The sequence below is a fragment of the Nocardia grenadensis genome, assembly GCF_050942415.1.
GTDB lineage: Bacteria > Actinomycetota > Actinomycetes > Mycobacteriales > Mycobacteriaceae > Nocardia > Nocardia grenadensis.
Genome location: NZ_CP192054.1, coordinates 5,594,732 through 5,606,358, shown reverse-complemented (window position 1 = coordinate 5,606,358; position 11,627 = coordinate 5,594,732). Strand labels below are relative to the sequence as shown.

Genomic DNA, 11,627 nt, shown 5'->3' with positions numbered 1-11,627 from the left:
TGAATTCCCAGGTCGAGATGCCTGCGCAAGGAACGCCGCGAGTTCGTCGCCATTAGGTCGACCGTCCGACATCTTCCCATGAGGGGGAAGTTTCGCTTGTTATTCGACCCGCCTTCGCGCCGGATTCGGAAAATCCGTCCGACGACGCCGGTGGTCAGCGGACTCGCGGCGCGGCGGACCCTCTCAGTAGCCTCTCAGTCGCTGCGGTCAAACTGGTGTTATGCGGATTCTGGTGGTCGACGACGATCGTGCCGTGCGGGAGTCACTGCGCCGGTCGCTGACCTTCAACGGATACACCGTCGATCTGGCGGTGGACGGTATCGACGCATTGGAGAAGGCGACCGCCGACCGCCCGGACGCGCTGGTACTCGATGTCATGATGCCTCGACTGGACGGGCTCGAAGTGTGCCGGCGACTGCGCAGCACCGGAGACGATCTGCCCATCCTGGTGCTGACCGCGCGGGATTCGGTCTCCGAGCGGGTGGCGGGCCTCGATGCCGGCGCCGACGACTACCTGCCCAAACCGTTCGCGCTCGAAGAACTGCTGGCCCGGCTGCGCGCGCTGCTGCGCCGCCGCGCCCCGGACACCGGCGAGATCTCCGAGGCGATGCACTTCGCCGACCTCTCGCTCGACCCGGTCACCCGGGAAGTTGCCCGCGGTTCGCGGTCCATCTCGCTGACCCGCACCGAGTTCTCCCTGCTCGAAATGCTCATGTCCAACCCGCGCCGGGTACTGACCCGCGGCCGGATACTCGAGGAGGTGTGGGGCTACGACTTTCCCACCTCCGGAAACGCCCTGGAGGTCTATATCGGCTATCTACGCCGGAAAACCGAGGCCGACGGCGAACCCCGGCTCATCCATACCGTCCGCGGGGTCGGTTACGTCCTGCGTGAAACGCCCCCGTAAGCGCGGATATGGCACGCACCTCCCGTTCCGCGGCGAAGAAACATTCGGTCGCGCCACTCGGCGGCCCCTGGCCGGACGAGCCGACCCCTATGCGCCCCCCGACTCCGCTGACCCGCACCGTATCCCTGCGGTGGCGGGTCACTCTGCTGGCCGCCTCGCTGGTGGCGATCTTCGTGGCGATCACCTCGATCGCCGCCTACGCCATGGTCGCCCGCGCCCTCTACGGGCAGGTCGACGCGCAACTGCGGGCCCGCGCCGCCACCATGATCAGCGGCGATATCGACAGTATGGCCTTCCAATCGCTGGGCGTGGCGACACTGTTCTCCAACGATATCGGCGTAGCGCTGATCTATCCGCCCGCCAATCAGGAGTCCACCCAGCGTCCCAGCCTGCCCGCCTATATCCCGCCACAGCCGACCACACCGCCCATCGGAACCGAGGAGATCGCGGTGGCGCAGGGCACCCGCGATTCGTCCCTGCGCACCTACAACAATCAGCGGGTATTGGCCGAGCGTATGGATTCCGGCGTCACTTTGATCATCTCGCAACGCCTGGAACCGACCCGGGAGGTGCTGGACCGGCTGGCCTGGCTGCTGTTCGCGGTCGGCGCGTCCGGGGTGGTCCTCGCCGCCGGCGCGGGTACCACTGTGGGGCGGACCGGGCTGCGCCCGATCGCCCGGCTGACCGCGGCCACCGAGCGGATCGCGCGGACCGACGACCTCACCCCCATTCCGGTGACCGGTGACGACGAGCTCGCTCGGCTCACCGAGAGCTTCAACACCATGCTGCGCGCCCTCACCGAATCCCGGGACCGGCAGCGGCGGCTGGTCGCCGACGCCGGCCACGAACTGCGCACCCCGCTGACCTCCTTGCGCACGAATATGGAACTCCTCATCGCCTCGAGCCGCCCCGACGCCCCGGCCATCCCCGAGGAGGACATGGCCGAACTGCGGTCGGATGTGATGGCGCAGATCGAAGAACTGTCCAACCTGGTCGGCGACCTGGTGGATCTCGCCCGCGAGGACGCCCCGGAAACCGTGTACGAGCGGGTCGACCTCGGTGAGGTGACCGAACGCGCACTGGAACGGGTCCGCCGCCGCGGCGCGTCCGATTTCGCCGCCGAATTGCGCCCCTGGTTCGTGTACGGACACGACGCCGCATTGGAACGCGCGATTCTCAATGTTCTCGACAATGCCGCCAAATGGAACCCGCCCGGCGAGCAGGTCCGCGTGCGGATGGCCGAGACCGGCCGCGGGCTTCTGGAATTGTCGGTCGACGATGCCGGACCCGGTATTCCACCGGGCGAGCGCGAGCTGGTTTTCGAGCGTTTCTACCGCACCACCGCCTCCCGCTCCATGCCCGGTTCCGGACTCGGCCTGGCAATTGTGAAACAGGTCGTGACCAAACACGGCGGAACCATTGCCATCGATACCTCCGAGCGCGGCGGCGCGCTCATCCGCATCGTGTTGCCGGGTGAAAATCCGCCGCCGGAGGAATATCGTCCGGAAAGCGCCGAAGGCGAATAATTCGTGTATGTTCGCGCGCTTCTCCGATCGATTGCGGATGATCCACCTCCGTAGTCGGGGCCCGCCCCGGTTCCGGAGCGACCGATGCGGAGTGCAGCGACCGATCGGTGGAATGAAGAATCGGGTCATCCGGTGCCGCGACCACGTAGCGACCGGAGGCGCGGCTATAGGCACCGCAAATTAATGCGGCTCTCAGTTCGTTCTCAGTAGTGGTCGGCAGGCTGGACAGCGGATATGAGCAGAAAAGGGAAACTATGACCGAGGATTTCACCAATCGGCCGGCCGGGCCGGAATCGGGACCGGTGCCGCCCTCGACTCCGCAACCGCACGCGGGGCCGCCGCCGAGTTCGGGGGCCGGCGGCGAGCCGGCCGGGCCCGGTGGGATGCCGGGTGGCGGGGCACCGCAGTATCCGGGTGCACCGCCGTTCCCGGGCGGCCGGCCGGGCGACACTGCTGCGTATCCGGTCGCGGGCGGATCATTCGCCGGGCCGCCGCCCGGCGATTCCGGGCAGTTCTACGCGGCCGCGGCGCCACCGCCGCGCCGGAGCTCGGTGCGGACCGGTCTGGTGGCCGGGGCGGTCGCGCTGGCCCTGGTGAGCGGCGGTATAGGGGGCGCGGTGGGTGCGCTGGTCAGCGATTCGGGCGATCGTCCGGCGGTGACCAACGCGCTGGACGGGCCGGTGCCGAAGGTGCAGAACACGGCGAATGCGCCGGCCGGGTCGACCCAGGCGGTGGCGCAGCGGGTGCTGCCGTCGGTGGTGATGATCGAGGTGGCCAGTAACCGCGGGCAGGGGGAGGGGTCCGGGGTGGTTCTTTCCTCGGACGGTTTGATCCTGACCAACAACCATGTCGCGGCCGGTGGCGGCGGGAACGGTGAAATGTCGGTAACCTTCTCCGACGGCAGCACGGCGCAGGCCTCACTGGTCGGTGCCGATCCGGTCTCCGATCTCGCGGTCATCAAGGTGCGCGGGAAGACGGATCTGCAGCCGATCGAACTGGGTAGTTCGGCGAATCTACAGGTCGGTCAGCCGGTGGTGGCGATCGGTTCGCCGCTGGGGCTGGCAGGCACGGTGACCACCGGGATCGTCTCGGCGATGAATCGCCCGGTGTCGACCACCGGAGAGGGCGGCAACGACCCGACCGTGCCGAATCCGGTGATCGATGCGATCCAGACCGATGCCGCGATCAACCCGGGTAATTCCGGTGGTGCGCTGGTCGACGCCGAGGGCCGGCTGATCGGGATCAATACCGCGATCGCGAGTCTGGGATCCTCGGGCGCGGGAGGTCAGCAGAGCGGTTCCATCGGGCTCGGTTTCGCGATCCCGGTGGATCAGGCACGCCGGGTCGCCGACGAGTTGATCAAGAGCGGTCACGCGACATACGCGCAGATCGGGATGACGGTGCAGCGGGACGAATCGGTGCACGGTGCGCGGGTTCTCGATGTCACGCCGAACGGCCCGGCGGCCGCGGCGGGGATCCCGTCCGGGTCCATCGTGACCCGGCTCGACGACCGCACGATCGATTCCGGTGACGCGCTGGTCGCCGCGGTGCGATCGAAACAGCCGGGAGAAAAGGTGACAGTGACCTATACCGATGAACGTGGTGGAAACAGCCGCACGGCCGAGGTGACCCTAGCCGCCGCCGCGGTGGAGGGCGGCCGATGATGCGGAAGGTGACCGGGGGTGGGCACGCGGCGCTAGCGGTCGGCGCTACGGTGAGCGGTATGGAAATCGATGCTCCTGTTGCGGGGCGTGCACTGGTCGTGGTGGTGGACGATCGAACGGCGCACGGCGGCGAGGATTCGCTGGGCCCGCTGGTCACCGAACTGCTCACCGAGGCGGGGTTCCTCGTCGACGCCTCCGTCTCGGTGGAGGCCGACGAGGTGGCGATCCGGAACGCGTTGAACACCGCGGTGATCGGTGGGGTGGACATAGTGATCTCGGTCGGTGGCACCGGTATGTCGCCGCGTGATGTCACACCCGAGGCCACCTCCGAGGTGCTCGACCGGGATCTGCCCGGGATCAGTGAGGCGTTGCGGGCCTCGGGGCGGGTGGCCGGTTCGCTGGACGCCGGGCTCTCCCGTGGGCTGGCCGGTATCTCGGGGAGCACGCTGGTGGTGAACCTGCCGGGCACCCGGGCCGCGATCCGCGATGGGATGGCGACCCTGGGGCCGTTGGCGAGCCGGGTGATCGGTGAGCTGTCCGGGCTGCTGGAATGAGCCGGAGCGCACGGTATGAGTGAGGGTGAGAACCCCGAGGTCCCCCGTCGGGCACACCGCCGGACGGGGGACCCGGCGCGTCTGGACCGGATCTTCGGCGAGGTGCTGCCGTCCACCACGCGCGACGAGCGGGACGACAGCGCGTTATCCGGCGCCGACGACGAGTGGTGGCGTTCCCAGGTGCCACCGCATCACGGCGGCGCCGGCTGACCGAAAGGTATTGGCGCTCAACGCTTTTCGATTGCATTCGGCGTCGGCGCGTTAAATCCCGGGGAGGTAAAGGGGGATGTGAATTCTTTCGAAATTGTCCGGTATCGAATTCGGCGGTTTATAATATTCGGCCCTCGATGTCGGTAATTTAAAGGGGGCTATTTTTTTGACGAATTCTTTGCGGGGGATTTCCACGGCCGACGACCTGCCCTAGGGCTGCCACCTGCATTTGCGCACCGCCGCACTACGCCTCGGATTCGAATGTGATTTGGATCACATTAACGTATAGCGAAAGCACCCTTTGTCGAACCTGTTACCGACCGTTTAATCTCGGCTTCGTCGACCGCCGCAATGGTGGTCCGGCGCGACTTCACTTTGTGGAACCCCGCCGGTCGCATTGGCGTGCATTGTCCGATTTGCGGCGTTGCACCGAAATAACAACAGGTCACCTGTAGGTAACAAACGAGCGAAACACTGGTCGCAGCCGGCGAGTCAGCTGTCCGAGTCTCGTAGGCCATGCTGTTTGTCCGACATGATGAGGGGAAATATGAGCGAGAACCGCACCGACGGTGTACGTAACGGCGCCAGGATCGCGGGTGTCGGTGCCGCGGCCGCCGTCGCCGTGGGCCTGTTGTCGGTGGGCGCCGCAGATGCCGATGCCTTCGTGGCGCTGCCCGACGGCCAGAAGGCCGGCCCCGGAGTGACCATTACCCGTACGGGTGAGCATGCCGTCGTTTCGCCCTCGATGGCGGCCAACGGCGCGGGCCGGGTGGTTTGGGTCTCCGGAAACGCCATTGCCGACGTCGCAGTGACGCCCGAAGGCGAACCGGGTCCGAACAACGGTCCGACCGGCGAGGACGGGACCAACAACTCGTCCACGCACGGCGCCTCGCAGCTCAATACCGGCTATATCGTCGGTTGCCAGGTGAGCATCGGCGAGGACGCGATCGGCCTGGGCGGCTCGCTGGGCCTGTCCCTCGACGGCGGTAGCCTCGGCGGCTCCGTCGGCGTCGAACTGGGCCCGGGCGACGTCAAATTCGTGCAGATCGACTACAAGGACATCACGAAGCCCGGCAAGTACTCGGTGGAGTACCAGGATGCCGAGATCGAGATCCAGGGTTGCGCGGGTTATGCGCAGGCGCGGTCGTACACGGTGGTCGAGATCATCGGGGACCACTACTCGAAGACCACCCTGTACGGCCAGCCGTTCAGCATCGGCTGAGCCGCCGCGCCCGTCCACGTCGCATCGAATCTCTCTCGCGCATTTCGCGAGCTCTCCCCTCGAAGGGTGTAACTCTCATGTTCAACCGCAAAAATCTGGCGCGCCTGGCCGGCGTCGGCGCCGCCACCACTGTCGCGCTCGGCCTGTTCTCCACCGGAGCGGCCAGTGCCGATACCTTCATCCCGCTGCCCGGCGGCGAACTCGTCAAGACGCTGTCCGACGGCACGGTGGTGACCGTGCGCATGGTCGGCGAATCGGCAACCATCAGCCCGTCCATGGGTGCCACCCCGGTCCACCGCAACGCGTGGGCCTCCGGTAGCGCGCAGGTCGAGATCGCCGGCGGCGAGGACGTGGGCGGCAAGATCTACCCAGGCTATGTCGTGGGCTGCCAGGTCAATATCGACGGTGGCGGTGCCCAGGGTGGTGCCGGCGCCGAAGTGGACACCGAAGGCGCTGTGAGCCCGAGCGCCGAAACCGGCGGCAACCTCTCCGTCGGCCCCGGTCAGGCGAAATCGTTCTACGTCCTCGATATCGAGGGACCGGACGACTACGGCAGCGAGGATCACGCCACCAACAACAGGTTCCGGGGTAACAGCGGTTCGGTGACCTGGTCCGATCAGACCATCGGCCTCAACGGCTGCGGTGGTTACGCGCAGGCCCGGTCCTTCGTCAAGGTCGAGGTGGAGACCGAGAACGTGATCACCTTCGTCACGCTGTGGGGGCAACCGTTCAGCCTCGGCTGATATCCGGCCGAATCCGACAATAGTGGCACGAATACGGGCCCGCCGCAGCCAAGAGCCGCGGCGGGCCCGTATTCTGTTCCGGCAGAACGGTGCACGCCGGTGCCGGGGTACGTTTCCCCAGCACCCGTCACTTCCCGGCTACCTGGCACTCATCCCGCCGACACACCGTGTCGGCGGCACGGTATTCGAGTGTTCACCGGCTGTGTGGTTTTTGGTTCATCTGGTGGCTACAGCCGTCCCGCAAGCTCATTGCAGCCTGTTCTCGGGCCGCCCCGACATCGATTCGCTGCGATGCCGGGTGTCGCTGAAAACCTTGATGAGGGGAAATATGAGCAAGAACCGCACCACCGGTCTGCGCTGCGGCGCGCGCGCTCTGGGCGTGGGCGCTGTCGCGGCCGTGGCCATGGGCCTGTTCTCGACCGGTGCCGCGAACGCGGACACTTTCGTTCCGCTGCCCGACGGTGAAAAACTCGGACCCGGCGTGAAGATCACCCGCACCCATGAGAGCGCACTGATCTCGCCTTCCCTGGCCGCCAACGGCGCGGGCCGGACCGTCTGGGTCTCGGGCAACGCGTCCGCCGACGTGGCGGTGACCCCCGAGGGCGAAGCCGGTCCGCACAACGGCCCGACCGGCGCCAACGGGACCAACAACTCCTCGACCCACGGTGCTTCGCAGCTCAACACCGGCTACATCGTCGGCTGCCAGGTGAGCATCGCCGACAACGCGATCAGCCTGGGTGGCTCGGTCGGCGTCAAACTCGACGGTGGCAGCATCGGCGGCTCGGTCGGCCTCAAGCTGGGCCCGGGCGAGGTCAAGTTCGTGCAGGTCGACTTCAAGGACATCGAGAAGCCCGGTGTGTACTCGGTCGAGTACCAGGACGTCGAGATCGCGATCCAGGGCTGTGCCGGTTACGCGCAGGCACGTTCCTACACCGTGGTCGAGATCATCGGTGACCACTACTCCAAGACCACCCTCTACGGGCAGCCGTTCAGTATCGGCTGACGCCGATACCGGCCGAATTCACTCAACCCACACTTCTCGCTGTCGCGAATTCAACCCCAGAGGGGCATAAACACATGTTCAACCGCAAGAATCTGGCGCGCCTCGCCGGCGTCGGCGCCGCTGCCTCGATGACGCTGGGCCTGTTCTCCACCGGAGCCGCCAACGCCGATACCTTCATCCCGCTGCCCGGCGGTGAAATCGTCAAGACCCTGTCCGACGGCACCGCGGTGACCGTGCGCCTGGTCGGCGAATCCGCCAACATCAGCCCGTCCATGGGTGCCACCCCGGTCCACCGCAACGCGTGGGTCTCCGGTAGCGCGCAGGTCGAGATCGCCGGCGGGAAAGGCGGCAAGATCTACCCCGGCTACGTCGTGGGCTGCCAGGTGAATATTTCCGGTGGCGGCGTCGACGGCAGCGTCACCGGTGACGTGAAGGTCAGCGACGGCTCCGGCGAGCTCACCCCGAGCGGTAAAGGCGGCGCCAACCTGACTCTCGGCCCCGGTCAGGCGAAGTCCTTCTATGTCCTGGATATCGAGAAGCCGGATGACTACGGCGACGAGGACCACGCCACCAACAACAAGTTCAAGGGCAACAGCGGTTCGGTGACCTGGTCCGACCAGACCATCGCCGTCAACGGCTGCGGTGGTTACGCGCAGGCGCGCGCGTTCGTGAAGGTCAAGGTCGAGACCGATCACGTCATGTCCGTGGTGACCCTGTGGGGTCAGCCGTTCAGCCTCGGCTGATCCGGCCGTAGCGCTCATCCGGCCGGGTTCCCGGCTCGGCCGGACCCACAACCAGGTGTGGGGGCCCACCGCGTGCGCGCGGTGGGTCCCTTCGTTGTGGGCGCCCGGTGCGATCAGTGGAAGATCACGGTGAGTGCACTGTTCAACGAGGCCGCGGCGACGACCGCCGCCCGGCGAGCGTCCAGTGCGACCAGGATGACCCGTTCGGTGCGCCGGTTGCCCGAATCCGCCGGCGGTCCCGACACCAGCACCACCGCGGCGTCGACCGCCAGGGTGTGCGCGAGTGCCGGATCCTCGGCGCCGGCGGCCACTACGTCCACCCGGTCGCCGGCACGCAGGATCTCGGTGATCGCGGAATCGGCCAGGCGGACGGGCACTATCCGGGCATCCGGCCGTCCGGTGGCCGCCTCCGCGAGCCGTGGCCCGACCACGCGCACATCGGTGAGGACCTCACCCGCGCGCAGGGCGGCCGTGAGCACGGCGCCGAGCAGCGGTGCCGGGTCGGCGGCCGCGCCGTCGGGGGTGGCGTCGGGAGGGTAGGCGGCGAGGCGCAGATCCGCGGCGGCGAGCAGGTGGCCGGGTGGCAGATCGCGGGTCGCGACCACGACAGAGATACGCGCGTGGCCCGGATCGCCGCGGAGGAACAGCGTGACGGCCGCGAGTGCGCACAGTACGGCCAGCGCACGGCGCAGGAGGACCCCGTCGGCCCAGGGTGGGCGATCGGCGAACGCGTCGCGCAAGGTATCGCCCGCACCGAGGGGGGAGCGACGGCCGATGCCCGTGCGGGCAGGGAGTCGGGTACGGCTCATGGGCCGAGCGTATGGATACTTTCCGGCCGTGAACCCGGGGTTGTGCGCGGTTGTGGACAACTTCCGGGTTGTGGATGGATCATCCGCGATACCCGGCCGCTGTCAACGATCTGTGCCGGCGGAGCGGGGCCGCGGTCCCGCTCTCAGCTGGCCGCGGCGGCGGGTGCCGAGGAGGTACCCGAGGAGCCCTTGTCCGAGCCCGATTTCGAACCGGATCCCGAAGAGCTCGACGTGGAGCTGTCGGACTTGGCCGGTTCGCTGGCGGTCGAGGTGCCGCTGCGGCTGTCGGTCCGGTAGAAGCCACTGCCCTTGAAGACGATGCCCACCGAATTGAAGAGCTTACGCAGAGCGCCGGAGCACTCCGAGCAGACAGTGAGTGCCTCATCGGTAAAAGACTGAACGATATCGAAGCGGTTGTCGCACTGGGTGCACGCGTATGAATAGGTTGGCACTGGGTCCTCCGCAGTATTCGAGACTTAGCACTCTACAGCCGACAGTGCCAACAGTGCCAATCGCCGATTGATTCCCGGGCGCCCTCCATTGTGCCCAGTACCACGGCGGCGGCCTCTCACCGCGCTGCCGGATCGAGCCGGCGCAGGCCGCCGCCCGGGGTGAGCACCCAGGTCATCCGGATATCGTGCGGTTCCTCGGGCAGCCGCTCGACCACCTCGTCGTCGCGGACGATCACGGTGCGCCGGGCAGTGGGATCGGCCATACCCAAGGTCCGGTCGTAGTAGCCGGCGCCCTGGCCGAGCCGGACCCCGCGCCGGTCCACCGCCAGTGCCGGGATCAGCAGCACCCCGGCCCGCGCGACCGCTTCCGGCGGGAGTACCGGACCCGCCGGTTCCAGCAGGCCGTAGCGACCCGACCGCAGCGATCCGGGGCCGGTGAACTCGCCCCAGCACAGCGGGCCGGGGGGCCCGGTCACCGGTAACAACACCCGGCTACCGGCCGCGCGCAGCGCCTCGGGCACGGCCACCGAGCCCGGTTCCGCGCGCATCGGCACATAGGCGCACACCCACTCGGCGGGACCGAGATCCCCGGCCGCGGCGGCCAGTGCCGCAGCCTCCGTGGCGCGCACGAGTTCGGGCAGTCGCGCCCGGCGGGCACGGATCTCCGCGCGCCAGGCCTGCTTGTCACGCTCGTCGGGCAGAGGCACGGCGACAACCATAGGCTCTTACCGGTGCCGGTTCGGGCTCGTGAGTCCGCAGCGAGCCGGTGTACAGCCGTTTGGGCGGCACTCCGGGTGGATAGGGTGTGTATATGACAGAAAAGGCCGCAGAACAGGGCAGCGAGGGCGCCTCCGCGCCGGAACCGGGTTTCCGGACGGCCGTCGTACCCGCGGCCGGGCTGGGAACCAGGTTCCTGCCCGCGACCAAGACGGTCCCCAAGGAACTCCTGCCGGTGGTCGATACCCCCGGTATCGAGCTGGTGGCCAGCGAGGCGGCCGAATCCGGGGCCAGCCGCCTGGTGATCGTGACCTCGCCCGGTAAGGACGGGGTGGTCGCGCATTTCGTGGAGGACCTGGTGCTGGAGAGCACGCTCGCCGAGCGCGGCAAGTTCCAGCTGCTGGAGAAGGTGCGCAAGGCCCCGGGGTTGCTCGATGTGAGCTCGGTGGTGCAGGAGGAACCACTGGGTCTCGGTCACGCGGTGGCCCAGGCCGAATCGGTACTCGACGCCGACGAGGACGCCATCGCGGTACTGCTGCCCGACGATCTGGTGCTGCCGCGTGGGGTCCTGGACGTGATGAACCGGGTCCGCCGTAAACGCGGCGGATCCGTGCTGTGCGCGATCGATGTCCCCAAGGAACAGGTAAGCGCCTACGGTGTGTTCGACGTGGCGCCGGTGCCCGACGCGGTCAATCCGAATGTGCTGCGGGTCAAGGGCATGGTGGAGAAGCCGGGCCTCGAGGAGGCCCCGTCCACCTTCGCCGCCGCCGGGCGTTACCTGCTCGATCGCGCGATCTTCGACGCCCTGCGCCGGATCGGGCCCGGCGCCGGCGGGGAACTGCAACTCACCGACGCGATTTCGCTGCTCATCGACGAGGGGCATCCGGTGCATGTGGTCGTCCACCGTGGGTCGCGCCACGATCTGGGCAACCCGGGCGGCTATCTTCGTGCTGCGGTGGATTTCGCACTGGAGCGCGAGGAATACGGTCCCGCGCTGCGCGAGTGGCTCCAGTACCGGCTGAGTCCGGAATGGAACCCGCAACTCACCGCGGACGAATGAGATCGCCTGCGGGGCGA

The 11,627-nt window shown here is 67.7% G+C and carries 13 protein-coding genes; 10 read left to right on the top strand and 3 right to left on the bottom strand.

From position 1 onward, the window contains the following. Positions 1-220: 220 nt before the first annotated feature. The 9 genes from ACQPYS_RS25800 (at position 221) to ACQPYS_RS25760 (ending at position 8,572) form a co-directional block, all read left to right on the top strand. Positions 221-907: a response regulator transcription factor gene (locus ACQPYS_RS25800; protein WP_030522341.1), complete on the top strand. Its 687-nt coding sequence runs from the start codon at positions 221-223 to the stop codon at positions 905-907. 89 nt (positions 908-996) lie between these two features. Next, positions 997-2,433, top strand: coding sequence for a sensor histidine kinase (locus ACQPYS_RS25795; RefSeq protein WP_063037485.1), 1,437 nt, complete (start codon positions 997-999; stop codon positions 2,431-2,433). Between the two features lie 254 nt (positions 2,434-2,687). After that, a complete protein-coding gene (locus tag ACQPYS_RS25790) occupies positions 2,688-4,097 on the top strand; it encodes a trypsin-like peptidase domain-containing protein (protein WP_433491060.1) in 1,410 nt (469 codons plus the stop codon). Positions 4,098-4,156: 59 nt separating this feature from the next. Then, the gene (locus tag ACQPYS_RS25785; RefSeq protein WP_039826743.1) at positions 4,157-4,651 is read left to right on the top strand and encodes a MogA/MoaB family molybdenum cofactor biosynthesis protein; all 495 of its coding nucleotides are present in this window, start codon (positions 4,157-4,159) and stop codon (positions 4,649-4,651) included. Between the two features lie 15 nt (positions 4,652-4,666). Continuing rightward, a complete protein-coding gene (locus tag ACQPYS_RS25780; protein ID WP_433491059.1) occupies positions 4,667-4,861 on the top strand; it encodes a hypothetical protein in 195 nt (64 codons plus the stop codon). Positions 4,862-5,408: 547 nt separating this feature from the next. Next, a complete protein-coding gene (locus tag ACQPYS_RS25775; protein ID WP_364600807.1) occupies positions 5,409-6,083 on the top strand; it encodes an MspA family porin in 675 nt (224 codons plus the stop codon). A 77-nt stretch (positions 6,084-6,160) separates the two neighbouring features. Continuing rightward, positions 6,161-6,826 (top strand): MspA family porin, encoded by a 666-nt coding sequence (locus tag ACQPYS_RS25770; protein WP_063037005.1) that lies wholly within the window; start codon positions 6,161-6,163, stop codon positions 6,824-6,826. A gap of 328 nt (positions 6,827-7,154) precedes the next feature. Beyond that, positions 7,155-7,829 (top strand): MspA family porin, encoded by a 675-nt coding sequence (locus tag ACQPYS_RS25765; RefSeq protein WP_433491058.1) that lies wholly within the window; start codon positions 7,155-7,157, stop codon positions 7,827-7,829. 74 nt (positions 7,830-7,903) lie between these two features. Then, positions 7,904-8,572 (top strand): MspA family porin, encoded by a 669-nt coding sequence (locus ACQPYS_RS25760; RefSeq protein ID WP_063037007.1) that lies wholly within the window; start codon positions 7,904-7,906, stop codon positions 8,570-8,572. A 113-nt stretch (positions 8,573-8,685) separates the two neighbouring features. Here the strand turns inward: ACQPYS_RS25760 and ACQPYS_RS25755 are convergent, their stop codons facing one another. The 3 genes from ACQPYS_RS25755 to ACQPYS_RS25745 all read right to left on the bottom strand — a co-directional run bounded on the left by ACQPYS_RS25755 (position 8,686) and on the right by ACQPYS_RS25745 (position 10,552). Beyond that, positions 8,686-9,381, bottom strand: a complete 696-nt coding sequence (locus ACQPYS_RS25755) for an SAF domain-containing protein (RefSeq protein WP_433491057.1) — start codon at positions 9,379-9,381, stop codon at positions 8,686-8,688. A 143-nt stretch (positions 9,382-9,524) separates the two neighbouring features. Further along, positions 9,525-9,833 (bottom strand): FmdB family zinc ribbon protein, encoded by a 309-nt coding sequence (locus ACQPYS_RS25750; protein ID WP_084481013.1) that lies wholly within the window; start codon positions 9,831-9,833, stop codon positions 9,525-9,527. A 116-nt stretch (positions 9,834-9,949) separates the two neighbouring features. After that, positions 9,950-10,552 (bottom strand): 5-formyltetrahydrofolate cyclo-ligase, encoded by a 603-nt coding sequence (locus ACQPYS_RS25745; RefSeq protein WP_084481015.1) that lies wholly within the window; start codon positions 10,550-10,552, stop codon positions 9,950-9,952. Between the two features lie 92 nt (positions 10,553-10,644). On the opposite strand from ACQPYS_RS25745, the gene ACQPYS_RS25740 reads away from it, so the two are divergent. Then, complete coding sequence (locus ACQPYS_RS25740; protein ID WP_063037495.1) at positions 10,645-11,610, top strand: UTP--glucose-1-phosphate uridylyltransferase; 966 nt, start codon at positions 10,645-10,647, stop codon at positions 11,608-11,610. Positions 11,611-11,627: the final 17 nt, after the last annotated feature.